The sequence below is a fragment of the Leifsonia sp. 1010 genome (genome assembly GCF_031455295.1).
Taxonomy (GTDB): domain Bacteria; phylum Actinomycetota; class Actinomycetes; order Actinomycetales; family Microbacteriaceae; genus Leifsonia.
In genome coordinates this window covers 1,942,094-1,966,238 of the sequence record NZ_JAVDSL010000001.1, presented here as the reverse complement: position 1 = coordinate 1,966,238, position 24,145 = coordinate 1,942,094, and the positions used below count along the sequence as shown (strand labels likewise).

Genomic DNA, 24,145 nt, shown 5'->3' with positions numbered 1-24,145 from the left:
CCATGGAAACGTCTCTCGCCACAGCAGCGGCACCTGCCGCCGCGACCACTCCCCGCAGCACGCACCGCTGGTGGGCGCTCAGCGTGCTCGCCCTCGCACAGTTCCTGGTGGTGCTGGACGCATCCATCGTCAACATCGCGCTACCGACCGTCGGCACCGCCCTCGGTCTCGACACCGCGGCGCTCGCCTGGGTGGTGACCGCCTACGTCCTGCCCTTCGGCGGTCTCCTCCTGCTCGGCGGACGTCTCGCCGACCGGTTCGGGCACCGCCGGGTCTTCCTCATCGGCGTCGCCGGCTTCGCACTGGCGTCGCTCGCGGCCGGTCTCGCCGTGAACGGCACCATGCTCCTGGGTGCACGAGCCGTGCAGGGTGCGTTCGCCGCCCTGCTGGCGCCCGCATCCCTCGCTCTCCTCACGCAGCTCTTCCCCGACGCCGAGGCGCGCGGGAAGGCACTGGGCCTCTGGGGTGCGGTGGCCGGGATGGGCAGCGCGGCCGGCGTCCTGCTCGGCGGTGTGCTCACCGCGGCCTTCGGCTGGTCCGCCGTCTTCTTCGTGAACGTGCCCGTCGGCATCCTCGTGCTCGCGGTCATCCCGTTCCTCATCAACCGCGACCCGGCCGGCGATGCCGAGCGTATGGATGCGGCGGGAGCCGCGACCGCGACGCTCGGACTCGCGGCCGCCGTCGCCGCTCTCAGCGAGGGCGGCACGCTCGGCTGGACGAACCCGATCGTCCTGGGGCTCGCTGCCGCAGCGGTGGTCCTCCTCACCGCGTTCGTGCTGATCGAGCGCCGCACCGCGCACCCCCTGCTGCCGTTCTCCTTCCTCCGCAATCGCGACGCCCTCGCCGGCGACATCGTGATGCTGCTGGTCGGCGGCGCCACGGTCGCGCTGTTCTTCGCGCTCTCGGTCTACCTGCAGGAGGTGCTGCACCTGGACGCGCTGTCGGCCGGACTCAGCCAGCTGCCCCTCGCCATCGCACTCGTCGCGATCGCCGGTGTGATCCCGGCCGTGGTCGCCCGGGCGGGGCTCCGCACGACGCCCGCCGGCGCGCTCGTCGTGCTCGCCGCTGGTGTCGTCTGGTTCGCCCTCGCCGGGAGCGCCGGATTCGTCGCCGGGTTCATCCTGCCGAGCATCGTGATCGGTCTCGGTCTGGGCGCCTCCTTCGTCACCGTTACCCAGCTCGCCGTCCGTGGTGTGCCGGAGTCGGAGTCCGGCCTCGCCAGCGGTCTGGTCAACACCGCGCAGCAGATCGGCGGCGCGCTCGGCCTCGCCGTCCTCGGCGGCATCGCCTCCGCCCGCACCTCCACGCTGTTGGACGCGGGAAGCAGCGGAGCCGACGCCGCCGCCGGCGGATTCCTCCTGCTGTTCCTCGGCGTCGCCGTACTCGCGGTCATCGGTGCGGCGATCACGGCGCTGGTCCGCTCCCGCTCCCGCTCCCGCTCCAACTGACCCTCCGCCCCGCCGCCCCTCCGTCGAGTCCGCACAAACTGCACGCCAGCCACGCGCTTGGCGTGCAGTTTGTGCGTACTCGACGGTGGGGGATGGAGGCGCCGGAGGCTACCAGCTGACGGGGAGCGCCTTGCCCTCCTCGTAGCCGGCGGCTGACTGGATGCCGACCAGCGCACGCTCGTGGAACTGTGCGAGCGTGCGCGCGCCGGCGTACGTGAACGAGCTGCGCACACCGGTCGTGATCATGTCCAACAGGTCCTCGACGGACGGGCGCAGCGGATCCAGGTAGATACGCGAGCTGGAGATGCCCTCGGCGAAGAGTTCCTTGCGGGCGAGCTCGTAGGCGTCGAGCCGCTCGAACCGGCCCTTCACCGCCTTGGTGGACGCCATGCCCCAGCTCTCCTTGTAGAGGCCGCCGTTCGCATCCCGGTCGAGCATGCCGGGCGCCTCGATCGTCCCGGCGAACCAGGATCCGATCATCACGGATGCTCCGCCCGCGGCGAGCGCGAGCGCCACGTCGCGGGGGTACCGCACGCCGCCGTCCGCCCAGACATGCGCCCCGAGCTCGCGCGCAGCGGCGCTGGTCTCGAGCACCGCGGAGAACTGCGGACGGCCGACGGCGGTCATCATGCGCGTCGTGCACATCGCGCCAGGGCCGACGCCGACTTTCAGGATGTCGGCGCCCGCCGCGACGAGGTCGCGGACGGCCTGCTCGGTGACGACGTTCCCCGCGACGATCGGCAGGCCGAGGTTCAGCTCCTTGACGATGCGGATCGCGCGGATCATGCCGTCCTGGTCGCCGTGCGCCGTGTCGATGACGAGCACGTCGACTCCCGCTGCGGCGAGCGCCTTCGCCTTGCCCGCGACGTCGCCGTTGATGCCGACCGCCGCGGCGACGCGGAGACGGCCGTGCGCGTCCAGCGCCGGCGTGTAGATCGTCGAGCGGAGGGCACTGCGCTTCGACAGCGTGCCGACGACGCGGCCGTGGTCGAGGACCGGAGCGAAGTCGATGCCGGCCGCATCCATCACCTGGAACGCCGCGCGCCCGTCGGAGAGGTCCTCCGCCTCGAGCGAGGTCAGGGCGCCGTGCAGCAGGTCGCCGACCCTCGCGTCGGCGAGCGCGGACCCGAGCTGGACGGCGGCGAGGCAGCCGAGGTACTTGCCGTCTTCGCCGGTGACGACGATGCCGTGCCCCTCGACGGCCGGGATGCGGCGGAGCACGTCGGCGACGCTCTCATCCGGGTGCGCCTCGTACGGGGTGTCGAACATCACCGGCTGGGCCTTCACCCAGCGGATCGCCTCGTCGAGGTCCTGCAGGTGCATGTCCTGCGGGAGGACGCCGAGACCGCCGCGGCGCGCGAGGGTCGCGGCGAGCCGCTTCCCGGTGACCGAGTTCATGTTCGCGGACACGATCGGGATGGTGGCACCGGTGCCGTCGTTGGGGGCGAGGGACACGTCGAGACGGCTCGTGACGTTCGACCGCGACGGCACGAGGAACACATCCGAGTAGGTCAGATCGTGGCGCGGCGATGTTCCATAGAACTGCATGGGAATAACGCTATCCCGCTCGGCTGAGCGCCCGCACCGGAGTACCGATGGGATTAGGCTTGAGGATCGGATGGAAGCGGGCGGTGACAGGCCGCCCGGTCACGACGAATCGATGGAGAGAGTGGGCGATCGGCTGTGTCGAGCCAATTGACCGGAGTAGGGACCGAAGACGGCGCCGCGGGCGAATTCGGAGCCAACGAATGGCTGGTGGACGAGCTGTACGAGCAGTTCGTGCACGACAAGAACTCGGTCGACAGGTCGTGGTGGCCCATCCTCGAGAACTACCACCCGGCGGTGAAGGACGAATCGATCCCGTCACCCGGTGAGACCCCGACGGAGACGCCGTCGGAGCCCACCATCCCGACCCCCTCGGAGCCGACGGCCCCGAGCCCCGCGGAGCCCACCGTCCCGACCCCCTCGGAGCCGACAGCACCCGGCCCGTCCGAGCCGTCGACACCGGCTCCCCCGGCAGGCGGCGCCCCGGCGCCGCACCCCAACGAGCCGAAGCCGGTCACCACGCCCATCCCGGTGATCGGACAGCAGCCCGTCGCCCGCACGACCTCGGTCGCGCCCAAGCCGCAGCCGGTTCCCGCCGACGCCCCGGTGACCGCTCCGAACGCGACCGTCGAGGCCGCCGAGGAGGACAAGGTCACCCCGCTGCGCGGCATGTCCAAGACGCTCGCCACCAACATGGATGCGTCGCTCACGGTGCCGACCGCGACCAGCGTCCGCACCATCCCGGCGAAGCTGATGATCGACAACCGCATCGTCATCAACAACCACCTGAAGCGCGCCCGCGGCGGCAAGGTCTCGTTCACCCACCTCATCGGCTGGGCGCTCATCCAGGCGCTCAAGGAGTTCCCGAGCCAGAACGTCTACTACGACGAGGTCGACGGCAAGCCGTCCGTGGTGGCCCCGGCCCACATCAACCTCGGCATCGCGATCGACATCCCGAAGCCCGACGGCACGCGCGCCCTGCTCGTCCCGAGCATCAAGCGCGCCGACACCATGCGCTTCGGCGAGTACCTCGCCGCGTACGAGGAGCTCGTCAGCAAGGCCCGCAACAACAAGCTCGCCGCCGGCGACTTCGCAGGCACCACGCTCTCGCTCACCAACCCGGGCGGTATCGGCACCGTCCACTCGGTCCCGCGTCTCATGAAGGGCCAGGGCTGCATCATCGGCGCCGGCGCCCTCGAGTACCCGGCCGAGTTCCAGGGCTCCAGCGAGAAGACCCTGGCCGGCCTCGCGATCGGCAAGACGATCACGCTGACCAGCACCTACGACCACCGCGTCATCCAGGGCGCGGGCTCCGGCGAGTTCCTCAAGATCGTGCACGAGATGCTGATCGGGAAGCGCAACTTCTACGAGGACATCTTTGCCGAGCTGCGCATCCCGTACATGCCGATCCACTGGAACCCGGACATCAGCGTCGATCTGGCCAGCGCCGTCGACAAGACCGCCCGCGTCCAGGAGCTGATCAACTCGTTCCGCGTGCGCGGCCACCTGATGGCCGACATCGACCCGCTCGAGTACAAGCAGCGGTCGCACCCGGACCTCGAGATCGAGAGCCACGGCCTCACGTTCTGGGACCTCGACCGCGAGTTCGTCACCGGCCAGTTCGGCGGCGACAAGCGCAAGATGAAGCTGCGCGACATCCTCGGCGTGCTGCGCGACTCCTACTGCCGCACGGTCGGCATCGAGTACATGCACATCCAGGACCCGGCCCAGCGCAAATGGTTCCAGGACAAGCTGGAGCGGCCGTACGAGAAGCCGAACCACGACGAGCAGCTGCGCATCCTCGGCAAGCTCAACGAGGCCGAGGCGTTCGAGACCTTCCTGCAGACCAAGTACGTCGGCCAGAAGCGCTTCAGCCTCGAGGGCGGCGAGTCCACGATCGCGCTGCTCGACTCGATCCTGCAGGGCGCGGCCGAAGCCGGGATGGACGAGGTCGCCATCGGGATGGCCCACCGCGGCCGCCTCAACGTCCTCACCAACATCGCGGGCAAGACCTACGGTCAGATCTTCCGCGAGTTCGAGGGGACGCAGGACCCGCGCACGGTCCAGGGCTCCGGCGACGTCAAGTACCACCTCGGCACCGAGGGCACCTTCAAGGGCGCGGGCGGCGAGGAGATCCCGGTCTACCTGGCCGCGAACCCCTCGCACCTCGAGGCCGTCGACGGCGTCCTGGAGGGCATCGTCCGCGCGAAGCAGGACCGCCGTCCGGCCGGCACGTTCCTGACCCTGCCGATCCTCATCCACGGCGACGCGGCGATGGCCGGTCAGGGTGTCGTGGTCGAGACCATGCAGATGTCGCAGCTGCGGGCGTACCGCACCGGCGGCACCATCCACGTCAACATCAACAACCAGGTCGGCTTCACCACCCCTCCCGGCGAGGCCCGCAGCTCGGTGTACTCGACCGACGTGGCCAAGACCATCCAGGCGCCCATCTTCCACGTGAACGGCGACGACCCCGAGGCCGTCGTCCGCGTCGCGGAGCTCGCGTTCGCCTACCGGCAGGAGTTCAAGCGCGATGTCGTCATCGACCTCGTCTGCTACCGCCGCCGTGGCCACAACGAGGGCGACGACCCCTCGATGACCCAGCCGCTGATGTACAGCCTCATCGAGGCGAAGCGGTCCGTCCGCCGCCTCTACACCGAGGCGCTCGTCGGCCGCGGCGACATCACCGAGGAGGAGTACGAGCAGGCGCACCGCGACTTCCAGGACCGCCTCGAGCGGGCGTTCATGGAGACGCACGCGGCTCAGACGAACTCCACGCCGGTGCTGAACGCCGACGAGTCCGCCGACCTGGAGAAGCCGGCGCAGTCGGACGCCAACGACAACGTCGGCGAGCCGGAGACGACGGCGGTCAGCGAGCAGGTCATCCGCATGATCGGCGATGCGTTCAACAACCCGCCCGCCGGCTTCACCGTCCACCCGAAGCTGCAGCAGCTGCTGAACAAGCGCAGCGAGATGAGCCGCAACGGCGGCATCGACTGGGGCTTCGGCGAACTGCTGGCCCTCGGCTCGCTGCTGGTGGAGGGCACCCCGGTGCGCCTGGCCGGTCAGGATGCGCGCCGCGGCACCTTCGTGCAGCGCCACGCGGTGCTGCACGACCGGGTCAACGGCCAGGAGTGGCTGCCGCTCGCGAACCTCAGCGACAACCAGGCGAAGTTCTGGATCTACGACTCGCTCCTCAGCGAGTACGCCGCGATGGGCTTCGAGTACGGCTACTCGGTCGAGCGCGCGGACGCCCTCGTGCTCTGGGAGGCACAGTTCGGCGACTTCGCCAACGGCGCCCAGACCATCATCGACGAGTTCATCTCCTCCGCCGAGCAGAAGTGGGGCCAGCGCTCGTCGCTGGTGCTGCTCCTCCCCCACGGCTACGAGGGTCAGGGACCGGACCACTCCAGCGCCCGCATCGAGCGCTACCTGCAGATGTGCGCCGAGAACAACATGACCGTCGCGCGTCCGTCGACTCCGGCGTCGTACTTCCACCTGCTGCGCCGCCAGGCCTACGCCCGCCCGCGGCGTCCGCTCGTCGTCTTCACTCCGAAGGCCATGCTGCGACTGCGCGGTGCGGCGAGCAACGTCGAGGACTTCACCAACGGCCGTTTCGAGCCGGTGATCGACGATGCGCGGATCAGCGACAAGGGCTCCGTGAAGCGGGTCCTGCTGATGGCCGGGAAGCTCTACTACGACCTCCTCAACGAGCTCGAGAAGAACCCCAATCCGGAGATCGCGCTGGTGCGCGTAGAGCAGTTCTACCCGCTCCCCGCCGCCGAGCTGAAGGCGGTCGTCGACTCGTACCCGAACGCCGAACTGGTGTGGGTGCAGGACGAGCCCGAGAACCAGGGCGCCTGGCCGTTCATGATCCTCGAGACGTCGAAGCTCGGCCCGCGCCCGCTCGGTGTGGTCTCGCGCCCGCCGTCGGCGTCGCCGGCCGCGGGGTCGGCGAAGCGTCACGCACAGGAGCAGCAGGTGCTGATCCAGCGCGCGCTCACGCTGTAATCCGCTCACGCGTCACGGGAGCCCCGGTCCGAGAAGGACCGGGGCTCCCGTCGTCCTGCCCCGGGCGTCAGAGATCGGCCGCGCAACGGAACCCGATATGGGTGGTCGCCGTGTCCTCCGCCTGCGGCGACCGCGCCGCCGGCCGGAAACGGAGGCAGTACTCCGGGCTGCACAGGTACGAGCCGCCCTTCAGCACCCGACGAGGGATGTCCGAACCGGGTTCCGCGCTACTCGCCCCGAGCAGGTTCAGCCGTCCGCCGGTGTCCGGCGCGCTCTGGCCGGGGACGACGTGCCGCGGCGCGTAGTAGTCGCTCGTCCACTCCCACACGTTTCCGATCAGGTCGTGCACCCCGTAACCGTTCGCCGGGTACGACCCGACGGGTGCGGGGGTGGCCCCGAAACGGCCGCGATTGTCGTAAGGGAAGCGCCCGATCCACGAGTTCGCCTGCGCCTCTCCGCCCGGGTAGGCATCGTCACCCCACGCGAAGCGGGCGCCGTCCACGCCGCCTCGGGCTGCATACTCGTACTCCGCCTCGGTCGGGAGCCGCTTACCCGCCCATCCGGCGTAGCTCACCGCGTCCTCGTAGGCGACCTGCACGACGGGCCGGTCCATCCGTTCGTCGATGCTGGATGCCGGACCCTCGGGATGCCGCCAGTCGGCTCCCGGCTCCCACCGCCACCACTGCCGCCAGTCGGAGAGGTCGACCGGTCCCTCCGTCGCCGTGAACACCAGGGCGCCGGGAACGAGGTCGTCGTCGGCCAGTTCCGGAAACTCCGCCGCATCGAGGGGACGCTCGGCGACGGTGACGTAGCCCGTGTCCGCGACGAACGCGGAGAAGTCGGCGTTCGTCACCTCGAACCGATCGATGCGGAACGCCGCGACGGAGCGCTCGTGGACGGGCTGCTCGTCCGGGTAGAACTCGGCAGAGCCCATCCGGAACCGTCCGCCCGGCAAGGGAACCATGTCGTCCATGGCGTCACGCTATCGACCCCGGAGGGCTCGCGGACAGACCGCCGTCACCGCTGGCCGGCCCCGCGCGCCGCGGCGTATGGTGAGCGCATGACCGTCGTCACCACCCACCGCCTCGGCGAGCCCTGCTGGGTCGACTACACCAGCTCCGACGTGCCGCGCGCGACCGAGTTCTACACGAGCCTGTTCGGCTGGACCGCCGAGACCGCCGGCGAGGAGTACGGCGGCTACGTGACGTTCCTGCGCGACGGACGCCGGGTCGCCGGCCTCGGCCCGACCATGGGCGACGCGCAGGCGAACACGTGGCTCACCTACCTGCTCGTGGAGGATGCGGACACGGCGGAGAGGGCGGCGCTGGACGCCGGAGCCCAGGTGATCGCGCCGACGATGACGGTCGGCGATCAGGGCAGGCTCGCGGTCATCGCCGACCCGGGTGGGGCGGTCGTCGGGCTGTGGGACCCGGATCAGCACCGTGGTTTCGAACTGGTCGCTGAGGTCGGCGGCCTCGCCTGGCACGAGCTGTATGCGCGCAACTACGCCGCGCAGGTCGAGTTCTACACCCGGGTCTTCGGTTGGAGGACGCAGGTGCTCGGCGACACCGCCGACTTCCGGTACGTCACCTTCGGCGACCCGGATGCTCCCGCCGGCGGCGTCTACGACGCGGACGGCATGCTGCCGGAGGGAGTCCCCTCCCACTGGGTCGTCTACTTCGGCGTCGCCGACGCGGCGGCCGCCTCACAGCGTGTGATCGACCTGGGCGGCACGGTCATCCGCGACCCGTGGGACAGCGAGTTCGGCCGCTTCGCGCAGGTCACCGACCCGCTGGGCGGGCTGTTCTTCCTGCACGAGGTGGGGACGGGCGGCGCCGCTTAGGCGGTCGCCGCAACACCCATAGGGCTCAGTGCACGCTCGCCTGGAACGAGCGGATGCGCAGCAGCACCTCGGTGCGCAGCGTCTCGGGCGCGGTCTCCTTGCACGCCCGCTGCACCACTTCGGTGAGCACCACGTTCAGGTGCGCCTCGTCGGAGCACCCGGTGCAGTTCGCCAGGTGCTCGCGCACGTCGGCAGCATCCTCGCTGCACAGTTCGTTGCGCAGGTACTCTTCGAGTTCGGCCTTGGCCTTCTCACAACCGCAGTCGGTCATCTCTTGCTCCTGGGGGTCTGCACGGCCCGGTCCCCCTGGACGGCGGAGAGACCGCGCTCGTGCGCGTAGTCGGTCAGAAGCTCCCGGAGCATCCGGCGGCCGCGGTGGAGGCGGCTCATCACGGTGCCGATCGGGGTCTTCATGATGTCGGCGATCTCCTGGTAGGAGAATCCCTCGACATCGGCGAGGTACACGGCCAGCCGGAAGTCCTCCGGGATGGCCTGCAGCGCGTCCTTGACGGCGCTGTCCGGCAGGTGGTCGATCGCCTCGGCCTCGGCCGAGCGGCTGGACGACGAGGACATGGATTCCGCGCCGCCGAGCTGCCAGTCTTCGAGCTCGTCGATCGTCCCCTGGTAGGGCTCACGCTGCTTCTTGCGGTACGTGTTGATGAACGTGTTGGTGAGGATGCGGTACAGCCATGCCTTCAGGTTCGTGCCCTGCTGGAACTGGCCGAACGCCGCGTAGGCCTTCACGAACGTCTCTTGCACGAGGTCCTGCGCGTCGGACGGATTGCGTGTCATGCGCAGGGCAGCCGCGTACAGCTGGTCCATGAAAGGCAGGGCCTGATCCTCGAAGAGGTGGCCCAGATCCTCGGTCTCGGTGCTCATCACCGGCCAGTCTAGTTGCGACGCCAGGGATGCGCTGAGAAGGCCTTCGGGGTCGACGAGGTCGTGCGATGCGACGCGAGGAGCGTCGAGCACGGCGGTGGCGGCCACGGGCGGATCCTTCCTCATACCGGGAACACGGATAATCTGGACAACAATGCTGATCTCGAAATATTCCGCCCCCGACTTCGACCCGTACGGCGACAACCGCGTGGAGGAGCCGAACACGCTGTGGCCCGCGCCGGTGGCCGGCGGTCCGGTCACCGCGACCGTGTCCCTGCCGGGCTCGAAGTCGCTGACGGCGCGGGAGCTGGTGCTCGCCGCCCTCGCCGACGGACCGTCTCTGCTGCGGGCCCCGCTGCACTCGCGTGACAGCGCCAACATGGTGGAGGCCCTCCGCGCCCTGGGCGTGTCCATCGAGGAGAAGCCGGGCGACGGCGAGTTCGGAGCTGACCTGCTCGTCACGCCGGCGGAGGAGCTGCTCGGCAGCACGACGATCGAATGCGGTCAGGCGGGCACCGTGATGCGGTTCGTCCCGCCGATCGCCGGGCTGGCTCTCGGCCCCACCATGTTCGACGCCGACGACTCGGCCCGCGGCCGTCCGATGGGCGCGATCATCGCGGCTCTGCGCGCTCTCGGCGTCGACGTGAACGACGATGGCCGCGGCTCCCTGCCGTTCACCGTGCACGGCACCGGCCGGGTCGCCGGCGGCGCGGTCGAGGTGGATGCGTCCAGCTCCAGCCAGTTCGTCAGCGCGCTCCTGCTGTCGGCCAGCCGCTTCGACGACGGTCTCGATCTGACGCACGCCGGGGAGCGGCTCCCCAGCCTGCCCCACATCGAGATGACGATCGCGGCCCTCGCCGCCCGCGGCGTGACCGTCGAGTCGCCCGAGGTCGGCCGCTGGGTAGTCTCCCCCGGCACCATCGCCGCCCGCGACGTCGACATCGAACCGGATCTCTCCAACGCGGCGCCGTTCCTGGCCGCGGCCGTCGTGACGGGCGGGACGGTGACCATCACGGGATGGCCCGAGTCCACCACCCAGGTGGGTGCGGACCTCGCCGACCTGCTGCCGCTCTTCGGGGCGACGGTCACGCGCGAGGGCGACCGTCTCACCGTCACCGGCCCCGAGCGTCCGACCGGCATCACGCTCGACCTGACGACGGGCGGCGAGCTCGCGCCCGCCCTCGTGGCGATCGCCGCACTCGCGGACGGCCCGAGCGAGATCACGGGTATCGGCCACATCCGCCACCACGAGACGGACCGCCTCGCGGCCCTCGCCGCCGAGATCAACGGCCTCGGCGGCGCCGTCACGGAGCTGGAGGACGGCCTGCGCATCGACCCGCGCCCGCTCCACGGGGGCGTCTGGCGCAGCTACGAGGACCACCGGATGGCGACGGCCGGCGCGATCGTCGGGCTCGTGGTCCCGGGCGTCGAGATCGAGAACGTCGCCACCACCGCCAAGACGCTGCCCCAGTTCACCCAGCTGTGGAGCCGGATGCTGCAGAAGGGCGTCGACGTCGCGTGACGGACAACAGCGGCTCCTGGTGGGCGGACGACGACGAGGATGAGGACGAGCTCGACCTCTACGACGAGTCCAGCATCCGGAGCCGTCCGAACCCGAAGGGCAACCGCCCTCGGACGAAGACGCGTCCCGAGCACGCCGACGCGCAGATCGCCCGTGTGCTGGGGGTCGACCGCGGCCGCTACACGGTGCTGCTCGACGAGGACACTCCGGAGGAGCGGCAGGTCACCGCGGCCCGCGCCAGCGAACTGCGGCGGAACCCGATCGTGACCGGCGACCGCGTCGCCGTCGTCGGAGACACCACCGGCGAGGAGGGCACTCTTGCCCGCATCGTCCGTGTGGAACCGCGGGCCACCCTGCTCCGGCGAAGCGCGGACGACACCGACGAGGTGGAGCGCATCGTCGTCGCCAACGCCGACCAGATGCTCATCGTCGTCGCCGCAGCGAACCCGGAGCCGCGCACCCGGCTCGTCGACCGCTATCTCGTCGCCGCGTACGACGCCGGGATCGACCCCATGCTGTGCGTGACGAAGACCGACCTCGCCGACCCCGAGCCGTTCCTGTCGAACTTCGCCGGACTCGATCTGCCCGTCTTCACGAGCCGCCAGGACGACATCCCCCTGCACGACATCACTGCGGCGCTGATCGGCCACGACACGGTCGTCGTCGGGCACTCCGGGGTGGGCAAGTCCACCCTGGTCAACGCGATCGTCCCGAGCGCGCACCGCGCCACCGGCCATGTCAACGTGGTCACCGGTCGCGGACGGCACACCTCCTCGTCGACCGTGTCCCTCCGCGTCGAAGACGACGAGGGACGCCACGGCTGGGTCATCGACACCCCGGGCGTCCGCTCCTTCGGGCTCGGGCACGTGAACACCGACAGCATCCTGAAGGCCTTCACCGATCTCGCGGAGCTGGCCGAGGACTGCCCGCGCGGCTGCACCCACCTCCCCGATGCGCCGGACTGCGCGATCATCGAGGCCGTCGAGGCCGGGAAGCTCGGCGAAGCCGGACGCGCGCGGCTCGACTCCTTGCAGCGACTGCTCGCGACCTTCGCGCGCTGAAACGAGGGCTCAGGGGGTCGAGCCGGCCCGAGCGTCGGCCCGGGATCCGCGGAACGCCGCGCGGTGCACCCAGACGCCGCGGGCGAGGCCGGCCCAGAAGACCGCGCCGAAGGGGATGACGTAGAGCAGGAACGACAGAACGGCTCTCCCAGCCGCCGCCCGTGCTGCCGCGACGAGCACCAGGGCGAGCACGCCGGAGACCGCGAGGGCCAGCACGACGATCACCAGCCACCAGAGGCCGAACGCGATCGCGAGCACGAGCAGCACGAGCGCGACGACCGGTGCGACGACCAGCGCGACGAGGACCAGGTTGCGGAGGAGGCTGGTGCCTGCGTAGCTGTCGACGAACAGCGTGCCGCGTACGAAACCGTGACGGAGGAAGCCGCCCACCGTGATGCGCGGACGGTAGAGCGCGCGGAAGCCCGGGTCGATGCGGAGGGCGCCGTGGTCGGCGACGTACCGCAGCAGCCGCGTGTCGTCCGACACGAGGTCGGCGTTCTCCTCCGGCCAGGCCGCACGGCACGCGTCGGCGAAGGCCGCGCGGTCGATCACCAGGCACCCGGTGCCCTTCGGCACGCGGTCGAAGTTCTCCGACGTGATGTCGGTGGGTGCGGGATGTGCCAGGTATCCGCCCCAGAAGACGTGGGTGGGTACCTCCCAGAACCGGCCGACCAGCGGGGCCGCGGGATCTGTCGGCACGTGCCCGACCCACGCGCGGGCGTCGGGGCGGAGCGCATCCACGCTCTCGAGGTAGGCGAATGCGTCCGGAGCCATCAGGAGCCGGGAGTCGAACAGCAGGATGCGATCGGCGCGCGCCGCCTGGACACCCTCCCAGCGCGCGAGGAACCGCCCCTTGTTGGGCTGGAAGATCACGCGGAGCGGGACAGCGGACGCCGCCGCGATCCCGGCGAGCACGGCGGCGGTGTCGTCGGTGGAGCCGTCGTCGACGACCACGATCTCCGCATCCACCGAGCTGTTGCCGAGCGCGGTCGTCAGCGAGCCGATCGTGCTGGGGAGCCAGGGCGCCGAGTTGTACGACGCGATCACGATGCTGAGGGCGGGCGAGGTCATGGCGCGGGCTGCTCCTCGACGACGGCCGTCCGTCCGGTGCGCCGGCTGTGGAGAAGGAGCGCCCAGTGGATGCCGTACAGAGCCAGGAAGGTCACCAGCCCGATGAGCCCGTTGCCGACCAGCCAGGCATCGACGTCGGGCAGTGTCGCGGAGGCGACGACCCACTGCGCGACGGCGGCGAGCAGGAACACGGCGAGCGCCGCCTTCGACGCTGCAGCCGTGATGCGCACCAGGACACCCTGGGCGAGCGCCCACGGGATCCAGGCGAGGGAGAAGCCCACCACGATCTGCGCCGTCGCGGCGTAGTGGGAGCCGAACAGCAAGCCGACGATCCACGGCCCGAACAGCACGACCAGGAGGAACATCGCCACCCCGGTCAACAGCGTCACGCCGAGGATCACCGTCACGCCGAGGTTCGTGAGCGCGGCGTTGCCCTTGCTGCGGACGAACCGCGGGAGCAGGTACAGCGAGAAGGTGGCGGGGATGATGAGGGTCGTCTTCACCAGCACGGCGGCAGCGGCGTAGGCGCCGGCCAGCTCCTCGGGCGTTCCGGCGCGGACCAGCACCACATCCGCATTGGTGAGCCACGCGAACCCGACGGTGAGAAGCAGCACGACGGTGCTCTGCATCGTGAACGGCGACCGGCCGACCGCCAAGGATCGGCGACGGGCCACGGCGCCCGCGCCGATCGCACCGGTGAGTGCGGTCAGGACGAGGATGGCCAGGATGGCCGCGGAGCCCGCGTGCGCGAGCATGGCGATCAGGGCGAGCACCGCCTGGGCGACCTGGGCGCCCGTCGACCACCAGACCACGGAGCGCGAGTCGCCCGCCCCCTGCAGGCGTCCCTGGGCGAGCGCGAACAGGAAGTTCGGGATCATCGCGGCGGCCGTGAGAACGACGGTCAGGACACCCGTGGCGCCGGGAGCCGCGAGCGTCGACGACAGGGCGAAGACCGCTAGCGTCCCGATCCCGCCCAGCACGAGCGCCTCGACGAGGGCCCCATCCACCCGTCGGACCCGGTCGCCGGGGATGCTGCGCGGCGCGTGGAGCGCCTCCGCTGTCGTGACCGCGACGGAGTTGCGGAGCGCGGAGCTGCCGATGGCCGCCACGTTGATGAGCGCGAGAGCCGCGGCGAGGAGGCTGTACGAGGCCGGCCCGAGCCCGCGGATCGTGATGAGCTGGAACGCGGTCGTCGCCACGATCCCCACGACGCTGACGCCGGCGATCTCGGCGAGCGCGCGACCGTGGCGGCTGATCATCCCCGGTGCGCGACGCTGCGGCTGATCGCCGCCCGCGCTAGTCGGCATACCCTCGACTGATCAGGTCGTTGACGATGATGTCCGACGGTGACCGCTCCGGGCGGTCGGGCTCGTGCCGAAGGGATTCGTAATCTCTCAGGAACGAACGCAGCCGGCCGAGGTCCCACTCGGAGAGCACGATGTTGCGCCCGATGCCCTCGCCCTGCTCCGTCGTCTTGCGGTGGATGAGCGTGGGGACGCCGAGTAGCGCCGACTCGGCCTGGATCCCGCCGGAGTCGGTGACGACGAAGGCGGCGTTCTCCAGCAGGGCGACGAACTCGTCGTGTCGCAGCTTCGGGAGGACGGTGATGCGGTTGCCGCCCTGGTTGGCGAGCAGCCGCTCCAGCGTCTCCCGGTTGTAGGCGTCGACGATGAGCCGTAGCGGGACCTCGCTGGTGGCGAGCACCTCGAGCGTGTCGTCGACCAGCTGGCTGTTGGAGATGAACTCGAACCGGTGAAGCAGCACGACGCCGTACGGAGCATCCGTGCCTGCGTCGCGCATCCCGTGGTCGAGCACGGCGTCGAGGGCCGTGTTGCCGTGCGTGTAGACGACGTTCGAACGCTTCTTCAGGTTCTCGGTCGCCTCGATCGACGGCGTGTAGTGCACCGTCGCCATGGTCCCGACGATGCGCCGGTCCAGCTCCTCCGGGAAGGGATGCCGCCAGTTTCCGCTGCGCAGGCCCGCCTCGATGTGGGCGCAGTCGAAGCCCATCCGCTTGGCGATCCAGGCGCCGACGACGCTGGTGATGGTGTCGCCGTGCACAACGATCACCGTGTTCTTCGGCAGGGATGCGGCCACCCGCTTGCGGTTCTTCCGCAGCCAGCCCAGCACCGTCATCCCCCAGCGGATCACGTCGCCGGTGCCCCGGAGCGGTTTGCCTGCCGCGCCGTGCGCGATGACCTGATCGGGAGTGCCGAGCCCCAGCTGCTCCATTGCGGTCATCAGAGCCTCGGTGTGCTGCATCGTCACCCATTGCTGGGTGGCAACACCGCGCTCCCGGAGCCGGCGGATGACCGGGGCCAATTTGATGGCCTCCGCCGTCGTTCCGTAGATGAACACGATCATGGTCGAGTGTTGCGCCTTCTGGGTCGGTGAGCTTCGTGTCGCGAGCTGACCGCTCCACCGTTGGGATCGGCGCTGTGACACCTGGGTGATCCCACACCATCCGCCCGCGTCCGTTCGACCGCGCAGATGCTGTGGAGAGCCCGAGCCTCCAGCCGAACCGGAAGCCACTCGATGATACATTCTATTTGGTCTGCCCGACGTGGCCGGACGACGCGCGCCGAGACGGAAGACTCCCTCAGGGAGCCCGGGCGCAGGGGAGGAAGAGACTCGTTGTTTGTTGCCGAGAACGCCGATGTCGCCGCGTCCGCCGCGGTCGGTGACGGAACGAAGATCTGGGACCTCGCACAGGTGCGCGAGAACGCCACGATCGGTGAGGACTGCATCGTCGGGCGCGGGGCGTACATCGGTTCCGGCGTGAGCGTCGGCAGCAACTGCAAGATCCAGAACCAGGCGCTCGTGTACGAACCGGCCGTGCTCGAGGACGGCGTCTTCATCGGCCCTGCCGTGGTCTTGACCAACGACACGTTCCCGCGCGCCGTGAACCCGGACGGCACGCTCAAGTCGGCCGCCGATTGGGAGCCCGTCGGCGTCGTGGTGCGCTCTGGAGCATCGATCGGCGCCCGCGCCGTCTGCATCGCACCCGTGGTGATCGGCTCCTGGGCGACGGTGGCCGCCGGAGCGGTCGTGACCAGGGATGTGCCAGACTTCGCCCTGGTCGCCGGCGTGCCGGCGCGGAGGATCGGCTGGGTGGGCCGAGCGGGCATCCCGCTCGTCCAAGATGCCGAGGGGTGGGTCTGCCCGACCACCGGCGAGCGCTATCGCGAGAACGACGACAAGCTGGAGGTGGTCGCGTGACCGATCTGGACTTCATCCCGGCCGCCCGGCCGCTCATCGGCGACGAGGAGCGCGCGGCGGTCGACGCCGTGCTGCAGAGCGGGATGCTGGCGCAAGGCCCCGAGGTCGCCGCCTTCGAGCGCGAGTTCTCCGACGCGCTCGTCGCCGGCCGTCCGACGGCCGCGGTGAACTCCGGCACGTCCGGTCTCCACCTCGGCCTGCTCGCCGCGGGCATCGGCCCGGGCGACGAGGTCATCGTCCCCTCCTTCACCTTCGCCGCGACGGCCAATGCCGTCGTGCTCGCGGGCGCCGTTCCGGTCTTTGCGGATATCGAGCCGGACTCGTTCAACCTCGACCCCGATTCCGTCGCTGGAGCGATCGGTCCCAACACCGCTGCGATCATGCCGGTGCACCTCTACGGCCACCCTGCGGACATGGGCCGCCTGTCCGCCCTCGCAGCCGAGCACTCGCTGGCCCTCTTCGAGGATGCCGCGCAGGCTCACGCCGCCACGCTCGACGGGCGACCGGTCGGCACCTTCGGCGACTGGGCGATGTTCAGCCTGTACCCGACCAAGAACATGACCTCGGGCGAGGGCGGGATGGTCGTCTCCGCCTCCCCCGCCACCGACGAGCGCGTCCGCCTTCTCCGCAACCAGGGCATGGCCCGTCCGTACGAGAACGAGGTCGCCGGTTTCAACGCCCGCATGACCGACCTGCACGCGGCGATCGGCCGCGCCCAGCTCCGGAAGCTGGCCGGCTGGACGGAGCAGCGGCGCAGGAACGCGGCCCGCTTCGACGCCGAGCTGACGGGAGTGGTGACACCTCCCGTCGCCGAGGGCGCCGAGCACGTCTACCACCAGTACACGATCCGCATCGCGGAAGACCGCGACGGGTTCTCGCGCGCCCTCCGCGAGGAGCACGGGATCGGCACCGGCGTCTACTACCCGACCCCGGTGCACCGGCTCCCCGTCTTCGGACTCGAGCTCGACCTGCCGGAGACCGAACGGGCCGCTCGCGAAGCGCTTTCGCTCCCCGTGCATCCCTCGCTCAGCGAACAGGACCTCGACCGCATCGTGTCCGCCGTGAACACGCTCGCGAAGGCGGGAAGCTGATGGCCGCGCTGCGGGTCGGCGTCGTCGGCCTCGGCGTGATGGGATCGCACCACGCGCGCGTGGTGCGCGAACTGGACGGCGTCGAGCTCGCCGGAGTCGTGGAGACGGCCCCCGAGCGTGCCGCCTCCATCGACGCCCCGGTCTACCGGTCCGTCGCCGAGCTCATCGAGGCGGGCGTCGACGCCGCCGTCGTCGCCGTGCCCACGACCCTCCACGAGTCCACGGCGCTCGAGCTCGCCGACGCCGGTGTCCACGCCCTCGTCGAGAAGCCGATCGCCGCCGATCTGGATGAAGCCCGCCGGATGGCGGACGCCTTCCGCCGGAACGGCCTCGTCGGAGCGGTCGGGCACATCGAGCGGTTCAATCCGGCCCTGCAGAATCTGCGGAGCCGCGTCGAGGCCGGCGAGCTGGGCTCGGTGTACCAGATCGCCACGCGGCGCCAGGGACCGTTCCCCATCCGCATCGCCGACGTCGGCGTCATCAAGGACCTCGCGACGCACGACATCGACCTCACCTCGTGGCTGGCGCAGAGCCCCTTCCGGGCCGTGCATGCGAACACCTCCCGCCGGAGCGGTCGACCGCACGAGGACATGGTGGCCTTCAACGGCCGCCTCGACGACGGGATCATCACCAACCACCTGGTGAACTGGCTGTCGCCGATGAAGGAGCGCATCACCGTCGTCACCGGCGAGCGAGGCGCGTTCGTCGCAGACACGCTCAGCGGCGACCTGACGTACTACGAGAACGGCACGGACGCGACCGAGTGGGATGCCGTCTCCAACTTCCGCGGGGTCGCCGAAGGATCGGTCATCCGGTTCGCGCTGAAGAAGCGCGAGCCGCTGCGCATCGAGCACGAGGCCTTCCGCGACGCCATCCTCCATGGCCGACCCGGCATCGTGACGATGGACGAGGGTCTCACCACTCTGGCCGTGGCCGAAGCCGTCATGCGGTCGGCCGACGAACAGCGCGAGATCGAGGTCGACCCCGAGACTCTGCCCAGCGCCCTCGCGGGGCGCCTCGCCGGGAACGGCTCGGGCCGATGAGAGCGGCCTGGAAGCCGTGGCGGATCGTCGTCGCGGTTCTGATGCCCGTCGCCCTCTTCTTCGGGCTGGTGGCCTGGGCATTCGCCTCGCCGGTGGGCGCCGCGCCTGACGATGACTATCACCTGACGAGCATCTGGTGCGCCCAAGGCGACCGGGCAGGTCTCTGCGAGCCGGGGCCGAAGCCGGACGAGCGCTCTGTCCCCCGGGCGATGACGCTCTCCTCGCTGTGCTACGCGCACCACTCCGAGATCCCCGGCAAGTGTGCGATCCCGGACGCGGAGGGGCTGGTCCCGACCGACCGCGGCAACTTCAACGATCACGGCTATCCACCGGTGTACTACGCCGTGATGAGCGTCTTTGCCTCCCCGCACCTGGGAACCGCCGTGATCTCGATCCGCGTGTTCAACGCGTTCCTGTACGTCGGCCTCCTGACGGCATTGTTCCTGCTTCTCCCGGCGCGACGGCGCGGCCTGCTCGTGTGGTCCGCCCTGGCAACGCTCATCCCTCTCGGGCTGTTCCTCGTCGCGAGCACGAATCCGAGCGGGTGGGCGGTGCTGTCGGCCACCACGCTGTGGCTCGCCCTTCTCGGCTACTACGAGGCGGCGAGCCGAGGTCGAACGATCGGGCTCGGGGTGGTCGCCGCGATCAGCACGATCATCGGTGCCGGCGCCCGGGCCGACGCGGCCACCTACGGAGTGCTCGCGATGATCCTCGTGGTCGTCCTGAAGGCGGAGCGCACCCGCGCCTTCCTCCTGCGTTCCCTACTGCCTGTCGGGCTCGCGATCGTCAGCGTCCTGCTGTACCTGAGCGCCTCGCAGGGCGGAGTCATCACCCGCCAGCACTCAACACTGCCGCCCTACGAGTTCGCCTGGCTGCTCTGGAAGAACCTGCTCGATCTGCCGTGGTTCTATGCGAGCTCCTTCGGGTACACCGGGCTGGGCTGGCTCGACACCTTCATGCCGGTCAGCGTCTGGGGTTCCGTCACGCTCGTGGTCTCCGGGCTCGCCTTCTGGGGACTCGGCCGGATGACCGCCCGCAAGGTGGTGGTCCTCGCGATCTCCGCTCTCGCAGTCGTGTTCGTGCCCCTCTACATCTTGATGCGCGAGCAGATCCATGTGGGCACAGGGGTCCAGCCGCGTTACATCTATCCCCTGCTGATCCTGCTCGTCGGCCTCTGCCTTTACGGGATGAACCGCTTCGACCTCGGCCTCAGCCGCCTGCAGCTCATCGTGATGGGCGCTTTGCTCATCGGGGCCAACGGAATCGCGCTGTATACCAACATCCACCGGTACACGACAGGCACCGATGCTCAGTACCTCAACCTGAACTCGGGGGTCGTCTGGTGGTGGCCCATCCCCGTGCTGCCGATGCAGATGTGGGTGCTCGGTTCGTTCGCCTTCGCGGTCGCGGTCGCGGCGGCCGTGGTGCTCGGGCTCTCGACCGCACGCCGAAACGCGTTGCGCGGCTTCCGCTACCGTGCGCTCGAGTCCACCGTGACAGGAGAATAGACCCATGACTGACGATCGACTCGAGGCCGGCGCTCCGGCTCCCGCCTTCACGCTCACCGACCAGGACGGCGCCGCCGTCTCGCTCTCCGACTTCGCCGGGAAGAACGCGATCGTGTACTTCTACCCCGCGGCGATGACCCCGGGGTGCACGACGGAGGCCTGCGACTTCCGCGACAACCTGAACTCGCTCAAGTCGGCCGGATACCAGGTGATCGGCATCTCGAAGGATGCGCCGGCCAGAAATAAGGAGTTCCAGGAGCAGGAGGGCCTCAACTTCCCGCTGCTGTCCGACGAAGACCTCGCCGTCCACCGCGCGTACGGCGCCTACGGCGAGAAGAAGCTCTACGGCAAGACCGTCGAAGGTGTCATCCGGTCGACGTTCGTCGTCGACCCGGACGGCACAATCCGCCTGCCGCTCTACAACGTCAAGGCGACCGGGCACGTCGCCTCGCTGCGCAAGAAGCTGGGGATCGACGCCTAAGCCGGCAGCCGAGGCACCGACGCCAGCAGGCGGCGGGTGTAGTCGTCCTTCGGCGTCCTGAGCACCTCGCTCGTGGCGCCCTGCTCGACGACGCGCCCGCCGCGCAGCACCACCGTCTGAGCGCAGAGCGCTGCGACAACGCTGAGATCGTGCGACACCATGACGACGGTCATGCCCTCGTTCGCCGCCAGCTCGCCGAGCAGGTCGATGATCTGGATGCGCGTCGTCACGTCCAACGCACTCACCGGCTCGTCTGCCAGCAGCACGCGCGGTCGTGACACGATCGCCCGGGCGATGGCGATACGCTGCCGCTGGCCACCGGAGAACTCGTGCGGGTAGCGGCGCGCCGCGTCGGCGGGCAGGGCGACGGAGTGCAGCGCCTGTGCAACGCGTTCGCGCGCCTGCTCGCCGCCCGCGAGGCCGAGGGAGGCGAGGGGTTCGCCGACGATCCTGCCGACGCTCTGCCGCGGGTCGAGGGAGGAGTACGGGTCCTGGAAGACCGGCTGGACGCTCCGCCGGAAGGCGCGCAGCTGCGTCCGGTCGCGCGGGTTCAGGGCCTGTCCGTCGAAGAGAACGGTGCCGCTCGTGGGCGCGGTCAGGCCCAGGAGAAGTGAGAGTGCCGTCGTCTTGCCCGCGCCCGACTCGCCGACCAGGCCGAGGCTTCGTCCCGGTTCGACGGCGAAGGTCACGTCGTCCAGCGCCGGGCTGGTCGCCCGGCGGTACCGGAAGCCCGCGTTGCGGAGTTCGAGGATGGGCGTCATGGCAGCTCCAGCGCGGAATCGAGCTCTCGGGCGCTCCGCACGAGTTCGGCGGTGTACGGGTCGCGCGGGTCGGACAGCAGGCGCTCGATCGCACCCTCCTCGACGACGCGCCCCTGACGCAGCACGAGTGCCCGCTGGGCCATGCGGGAAACGACGGCGAGGTCGTGACTGACGAACAGGAGCGCCATCCCGCGTTCGGCGACCAGCCGTTCGAGCAGGGCCAGTACGTCGGCCTGGACGGTGACATCGAGCGCGGTCGTCGGCTCGTCGGCGATCAGCAGCTGCGGCCGACAGGCGAGGGCCGCCGCGATCGCGACGCGCTGCCGCTGACCACCGGAGATCTCCCAGGAGTAGGCGTGCGCGATGCGTTCCGGCTCGGGGAGGCCGACTTCGGCGAGCGCGTCGTGCACCGCCCGACGCAAGGTGTCGCCGCGCAGCCCGAGGTGCCGGCGGAGCGGCTCGGCAACCTGGCGCCCGAGGCGCATGAGCGGGTCGAGCGCAGTCATCGGCTCCTGGAAGACAGTCGACGCCACCCGGCCGCGCAGCGCGACCAGGTCGCGCTCGCGAGCGCCGATGACCGGCACGCCGTCGAGCAGGACGCTGCCGGTCGCCCGCAGTCCTTCGGGCAGCAGGCCCGTGAGCGCGAACGACGTCAGCGATTTTCCGGAGCCGGACTCGCCGATCAGGCTGAGCCGCTCCCCCGCGGCGAGACGGAACGATACGTCGCTCACCAGCACGTCGCCGTCCCGCGTCGCGATACTCAAGCCGTCGACCTCGAGGAGGGCGCCCGCCGCATTCCCGTCGGCAATCATCGAGACCTCCTGCGGGTCGGGTCGCCGACATCCCTCAGGCCGTCGGCCACCAGGTTGACGCCGATCACCAGCACGACCAGGGCCACGCCAGGGGCGATGGCGCCGGCGGGAGCGGTGGACGCGGTGCCCTGCGCCTCCTGCAGCAGGCGGCCCCACGAGGCGTTGGGCGGCGGTGCCCCGAGCCCCAGGTACGACAGGCTCGCCTCGGCGAGCACCGCCACTCCGAACTGCAGCGCCAGGTTCACGCTGAGCGTCGGCCAGATGTTCGGCAGGATGTGCCGTGCGATGATCCCCGGCCACGAGGTGCCGGAGGTGCGCGCGGCGGTGACGTATTGCTGCGAGAGCACCCGCTTCGCGAGCACGCGCGTCAACCGCGCGACGACCGCCGACATCGCGAGCCCGATCGCGACGATGGCGGTGCCGAGCGATGCACCCTGAGCGGCCACGATCAACATCGCCAGGAGCAGCGTGGGGAACGCGATCAGGATGTCGAGCACGGCCGACAGCGTGTCGTCCAGCCATTTCGTCGCGAAGGCGGCGAGCAGGCCGAGGGTGCCGCCCACCACGGCGCCGATCGCGACGGAACCGAGGCCGACGGCCAGCGCGATGCGCGCGCCGATCATCAACTGGGTCACCAGGTCACGCCCGAACCGGTCCGTTCCGAGCCAGTGCGCCGCGCTCGGCTGCTCGAGCCGGGTGCCGGAGGTGTCGGACTGCGCGTACGGCAGCCAGAAGAACGACACGACGGCGACGATCACCACCAGCCCGACCAGGATGAGACCGATGCCGAGGGTCAGCGAACGGCGGGTGCGTCGCCGCCCCCGCGCTTCCGGTGCCGCCGCCTCGGCGGCCTGCTCCACGATCGCGCTCATGTGTTCCCCGAAATGCTGCGACGGAGGCGGGGGTCGACGAGCCGCTGCGCGATGTCGGCGAGGAAGCCGACGATCAGCACCAGCAGCGTCGAGACGAACAGGATGCCTTGGATGTTCGGGTAGTCGTGCTGTTCGATGGCCTTCAGCAGCATGCTGCCGAGCCCAGGCAGGGTGAAGACGCTCTCGACGACGACCGCTCCGAGGAACGTGGTGGCGAGCTCGATCCCCAGCACCGAGATCACCGGCACAGCGCCGTTGCGCAGACCGTGGCGCCACATCGCACCCGCGAAGCCCGACCCCAGAGCACGGGCGTTGCGCAGATAGTCGCTGCCGATCACATCGAGCGTCGCGCTCCGGACGTACCGCGAGATGGAGGCGCTCATCACGATCGCGATCGTCACCACGGGCAGAGCGAGAGAGGTCAGGGCGTCGGCCGGATCGGACCAGTCGTCACGCGGGAATCCACCGGACGGAAACCACCCGAGGGTGATCGCGAAGACGTCGACCAGCAGGATGCCGACCCAGAACACCGGCACGGCGATGCCCAGCTGCGAGAACGCCGACAGCAGGACGCCGTACCACCGGTCGGCCTTCCACGCCGCGACGAAGCCGATCGGCAGCGCGAGCACGAGCGCCAGGACGAACGAGAGGAGCGTGAGCGGGATGGTGACAGACAGTCGCGCGGCGATCTCGGGGCCGACGGGCAGCGAGCTGATGAACGACTCGCCGAGGTCGAGCGACAGCAGGCTGCCGAACCACGAGAAGAACTGCTGCAGCAGCGGCTGATCGCTGCCGACCTGGTGCTGCGCGGCTGCGATCTGCTCCTTCGTCGCCCCGACGGAGAGCAGCGCGTTCGACGGGTCGCCCGGCAGCACGCGCAGCAGGAAGAACAGGACGACCATGGCCAGCAGCAGTGACACCACGAGGAACGCGGTGCGACGCAGGAGGTAAAGAGCCATGGTGGTTTTCAGCGTAGAT

At 70.1% G+C, this 24,145-nt stretch carries 21 protein-coding genes; 10 read left to right on the top strand and 11 right to left on the bottom strand.

From position 1 onward, the window contains the following. Window positions 1-2 precede the first annotated feature (2 nt). Window positions 3-1,448 carry a DHA2 family efflux MFS transporter permease subunit gene (locus tag J2Y42_RS09455; protein WP_309857334.1) on the top strand — a complete coding sequence of 482 codons (1,446 nt, stop codon included), beginning with the start codon at window positions 3-5 and terminating at the stop codon, window positions 1,446-1,448. 108 nt (window positions 1,449-1,556) lie between these two features. On the opposite strand, the gene J2Y42_RS09450 is transcribed toward J2Y42_RS09455, so the two are convergent. Then, window positions 1,557-2,996, bottom strand: coding sequence for a GuaB1 family IMP dehydrogenase-related protein (locus J2Y42_RS09450; protein ID WP_309857331.1), 1,440 nt, complete (start codon window positions 2,994-2,996; stop codon window positions 1,557-1,559). A gap of 135 nt (window positions 2,997-3,131) precedes the next feature. Here J2Y42_RS09450 and J2Y42_RS09445 point away from each other — a divergent pair, with 135 nt between their 5' ends. Then, window positions 3,132-7,004, top strand: a complete 3,873-nt coding sequence (locus tag J2Y42_RS09445; protein WP_309857329.1) for a multifunctional oxoglutarate decarboxylase/oxoglutarate dehydrogenase thiamine pyrophosphate-binding subunit/dihydrolipoyllysine-residue succinyltransferase subunit — start codon at window positions 3,132-3,134, stop codon at window positions 7,002-7,004. Window positions 7,005-7,071: 67 nt separating this feature from the next. On the opposite strand, the gene J2Y42_RS09440 is transcribed toward J2Y42_RS09445, so the two are convergent. Beyond that, window positions 7,072-7,977 carry a formylglycine-generating enzyme family protein gene (locus tag J2Y42_RS09440; protein WP_309857326.1) on the bottom strand — a complete coding sequence of 302 codons (906 nt, stop codon included), beginning with the start codon at window positions 7,975-7,977 and terminating at the stop codon, window positions 7,072-7,074. An 87-nt stretch (window positions 7,978-8,064) separates the two neighbouring features. Here J2Y42_RS09440 and J2Y42_RS09435 point away from each other — a divergent pair, with 87 nt between their 5' ends. Then, on the top strand, window positions 8,065-8,847 hold the full coding sequence (locus J2Y42_RS09435; RefSeq protein WP_309857324.1) for a VOC family protein: 783 nt from the start codon (window positions 8,065-8,067) through the stop codon (window positions 8,845-8,847). 25 nt (window positions 8,848-8,872) lie between these two features. Here J2Y42_RS09435 and J2Y42_RS09430 read toward each other — a convergent pair whose 3' ends face one another. Both J2Y42_RS09430 and J2Y42_RS09425 read right to left on the bottom strand, forming a co-directional pair. Next, window positions 8,873-9,118, bottom strand: coding sequence for a zf-HC2 domain-containing protein (locus J2Y42_RS09430; protein ID WP_018190122.1), 246 nt, complete (start codon window positions 9,116-9,118; stop codon window positions 8,873-8,875). After that, the gene (locus J2Y42_RS09425; RefSeq protein WP_172823274.1) at window positions 9,115-9,726 is read right to left on the bottom strand and encodes a sigma-70 family RNA polymerase sigma factor; all 612 of its coding nucleotides are present in this window, start codon (window positions 9,724-9,726) and stop codon (window positions 9,115-9,117) included. The genes J2Y42_RS09430 and J2Y42_RS09425 overlap by 4 nt, the downstream gene beginning before the upstream one ends. A gap of 154 nt (window positions 9,727-9,880) precedes the next feature. Here J2Y42_RS09425 and aroA point away from each other — a divergent pair, with 154 nt between their 5' ends. Both aroA and rsgA read left to right on the top strand, forming a co-directional pair. Next, complete coding sequence (gene aroA, locus J2Y42_RS09420; protein ID WP_309857321.1) at window positions 9,881-11,248, top strand: 3-phosphoshikimate 1-carboxyvinyltransferase; 1,368 nt, start codon at window positions 9,881-9,883, stop codon at window positions 11,246-11,248. Further along, on the top strand, window positions 11,245-12,309 hold the full coding sequence (gene rsgA, locus J2Y42_RS09415) for a ribosome small subunit-dependent GTPase A (RefSeq protein ID WP_309857318.1): 1,065 nt from the start codon (window positions 11,245-11,247) through the stop codon (window positions 12,307-12,309). The genes aroA and rsgA overlap by 4 nt, the downstream gene beginning before the upstream one ends. 9 nt (window positions 12,310-12,318) lie before the next feature. On the opposite strand, the gene J2Y42_RS09410 is transcribed toward rsgA, so the two are convergent. The 3 genes from J2Y42_RS09410 to J2Y42_RS09400 are packed head-to-tail and all read right to left on the bottom strand — an operon-like array spanning window position 12,319 to window position 15,744. Continuing rightward, on the bottom strand, window positions 12,319-13,380 hold the full coding sequence (locus tag J2Y42_RS09410; protein ID WP_309857315.1) for a glycosyltransferase family A protein: 1,062 nt from the start codon (window positions 13,378-13,380) through the stop codon (window positions 12,319-12,321). Continuing rightward, entirely contained in the window at window positions 13,377-14,687 is a 1,311-nt protein-coding gene (locus J2Y42_RS09405) for a hypothetical protein (protein WP_309857313.1), read from the bottom strand. The genes J2Y42_RS09410 and J2Y42_RS09405 overlap by 4 nt, the downstream gene beginning before the upstream one ends. Next, complete coding sequence (locus J2Y42_RS09400) at window positions 14,677-15,744, bottom strand: UDP-N-acetylglucosamine 2-epimerase (protein WP_309857311.1); 1,068 nt, start codon at window positions 15,742-15,744, stop codon at window positions 14,677-14,679. The genes J2Y42_RS09405 and J2Y42_RS09400 overlap by 11 nt, the downstream gene beginning before the upstream one ends. A 270-nt stretch (window positions 15,745-16,014) precedes the next feature. On the opposite strand from J2Y42_RS09400, the gene J2Y42_RS09395 reads away from it, so the two are divergent. The 5 genes from J2Y42_RS09395 to bcp are packed head-to-tail and all read left to right on the top strand — an operon-like array spanning window position 16,015 to window position 20,722. After that, window positions 16,015-16,599 carry an acyltransferase gene (locus tag J2Y42_RS09395; protein WP_309857309.1) on the top strand — a complete coding sequence of 195 codons (585 nt, stop codon included), beginning with the start codon at window positions 16,015-16,017 and terminating at the stop codon, window positions 16,597-16,599. Continuing rightward, window positions 16,596-17,690, top strand: a complete 1,095-nt coding sequence (locus J2Y42_RS09390; protein WP_309857306.1) for a DegT/DnrJ/EryC1/StrS family aminotransferase — start codon at window positions 16,596-16,598, stop codon at window positions 17,688-17,690. Before J2Y42_RS09395 ends, J2Y42_RS09390 begins: the two co-directional genes overlap by 4 nt. Next, window positions 17,690-18,733 carry a Gfo/Idh/MocA family oxidoreductase gene (locus J2Y42_RS09385; RefSeq protein WP_309857303.1) on the top strand — a complete coding sequence of 348 codons (1,044 nt, stop codon included), beginning with the start codon at window positions 17,690-17,692 and terminating at the stop codon, window positions 18,731-18,733. Before J2Y42_RS09390 ends, J2Y42_RS09385 begins: the two co-directional genes overlap by 1 nt. Then, complete coding sequence (locus J2Y42_RS09380) at window positions 18,730-20,241, top strand: DUF2142 domain-containing protein (RefSeq protein WP_309857301.1); 1,512 nt, start codon at window positions 18,730-18,732, stop codon at window positions 20,239-20,241. The genes J2Y42_RS09385 and J2Y42_RS09380 overlap by 4 nt, the downstream gene beginning before the upstream one ends. A gap of 4 nt (window positions 20,242-20,245) precedes the next feature. Beyond that, window positions 20,246-20,722, top strand: a complete 477-nt coding sequence (bcp, locus tag J2Y42_RS09375) for a thioredoxin-dependent thiol peroxidase (RefSeq protein ID WP_309857299.1) — start codon at window positions 20,246-20,248, stop codon at window positions 20,720-20,722. On the opposite strand, the gene J2Y42_RS09370 is transcribed toward bcp, so the two are convergent. From J2Y42_RS09370 to J2Y42_RS09355, 4 genes are read right to left on the bottom strand one after another with little or no spacing between them, the layout of a single operon-like run. After that, on the bottom strand, window positions 20,719-21,483 hold the full coding sequence (locus tag J2Y42_RS09370) for an ATP-binding cassette domain-containing protein (RefSeq protein ID WP_309857296.1): 765 nt from the start codon (window positions 21,481-21,483) through the stop codon (window positions 20,719-20,721). The genes bcp and J2Y42_RS09370 overlap by 4 nt on opposite strands. Further along, window positions 21,480-22,295, bottom strand: a complete 816-nt coding sequence (locus J2Y42_RS09365) for an ABC transporter ATP-binding protein (protein WP_309857293.1) — start codon at window positions 22,293-22,295, stop codon at window positions 21,480-21,482. The genes J2Y42_RS09370 and J2Y42_RS09365 overlap by 4 nt, the downstream gene beginning before the upstream one ends. Continuing rightward, window positions 22,292-23,167: an ABC transporter permease gene (locus J2Y42_RS09360; RefSeq protein ID WP_309857291.1), complete on the bottom strand. Its 876-nt coding sequence runs from the start codon at window positions 23,165-23,167 to the stop codon at window positions 22,292-22,294. Before J2Y42_RS09360 ends, J2Y42_RS09365 begins: the two co-directional genes overlap by 4 nt. Next, complete coding sequence (locus J2Y42_RS09355; RefSeq protein WP_309857289.1) at window positions 23,164-24,126, bottom strand: ABC transporter permease; 963 nt, start codon at window positions 24,124-24,126, stop codon at window positions 23,164-23,166. Before J2Y42_RS09355 ends, J2Y42_RS09360 begins: the two co-directional genes overlap by 4 nt. Window positions 24,127-24,145: the final 19 nt, after the last annotated feature.

Excerpts from the sequence above, each read along its gene's own strand:
- J2Y42_RS09370 (WP_309857296.1), bottom strand. The coding sequence starts at position 21,483 with ATGACGCCCATCCTCGAACTCCGCAACGCGGGCTTCCGGTACCGCCGG.
- J2Y42_RS09425 (WP_172823274.1), bottom strand. The coding sequence starts at position 9,726 with ATGAGCACCGAGACCGAGGATCTGGGCCACCTCTTCGAGGATCAGGCC.
- J2Y42_RS09400 (WP_309857311.1), bottom strand. The coding sequence starts at position 15,744 with ATGATCGTGTTCATCTACGGAACGACGGCGGAGGCCATCAAATTGGCC.
- J2Y42_RS09355 (WP_309857289.1), bottom strand. The coding sequence starts at position 24,126 with ATGGCTCTTTACCTCCTGCGTCGCACCGCGTTCCTCGTGGTGTCACTG.
- J2Y42_RS09365 (WP_309857293.1), bottom strand. The coding sequence starts at position 22,295 with ATGATTGCCGACGGGAATGCGGCGGGCGCCCTCCTCGAGGTCGACGGC.
- J2Y42_RS09455 (WP_309857334.1), top strand. The coding sequence starts at position 3 with ATGGAAACGTCTCTCGCCACAGCAGCGGCACCTGCCGCCGCGACCACT.
- J2Y42_RS09410 (WP_309857315.1), bottom strand. The coding sequence starts at position 13,380 with ATGACCTCGCCCGCCCTCAGCATCGTGATCGCGTCGTACAACTCGGCG.
- J2Y42_RS09430 (WP_018190122.1), bottom strand. The coding sequence starts at position 9,118 with ATGACCGACTGCGGTTGTGAGAAGGCCAAGGCCGAACTCGAAGAGTAC.
- J2Y42_RS09380 (WP_309857301.1), top strand. The coding sequence starts at position 18,730 with ATGAGAGCGGCCTGGAAGCCGTGGCGGATCGTCGTCGCGGTTCTGATG.
- J2Y42_RS09435 (WP_309857324.1), top strand. The coding sequence starts at position 8,065 with ATGACCGTCGTCACCACCCACCGCCTCGGCGAGCCCTGCTGGGTCGAC.
- J2Y42_RS09450 (WP_309857331.1), bottom strand. The coding sequence starts at position 2,996 with ATGCAGTTCTATGGAACATCGCCGCGCCACGATCTGACCTACTCGGAT.
- J2Y42_RS09360 (WP_309857291.1), bottom strand. The coding sequence starts at position 23,167 with ATGAGCGCGATCGTGGAGCAGGCCGCCGAGGCGGCGGCACCGGAAGCG.
- J2Y42_RS09385 (WP_309857303.1), top strand. The coding sequence starts at position 17,690 with ATGGCCGCGCTGCGGGTCGGCGTCGTCGGCCTCGGCGTGATGGGATCG.
- aroA (WP_309857321.1), top strand. The coding sequence starts at position 9,881 with ATGCTGATCTCGAAATATTCCGCCCCCGACTTCGACCCGTACGGCGAC.
- bcp (WP_309857299.1), top strand. The coding sequence starts at position 20,246 with ATGACTGACGATCGACTCGAGGCCGGCGCTCCGGCTCCCGCCTTCACG.
- J2Y42_RS09440 (WP_309857326.1), bottom strand. The coding sequence starts at position 7,977 with ATGGACGACATGGTTCCCTTGCCGGGCGGACGGTTCCGGATGGGCTCT.
- J2Y42_RS09405 (WP_309857313.1), bottom strand. The coding sequence starts at position 14,687 with ATGCCGACTAGCGCGGGCGGCGATCAGCCGCAGCGTCGCGCACCGGGG.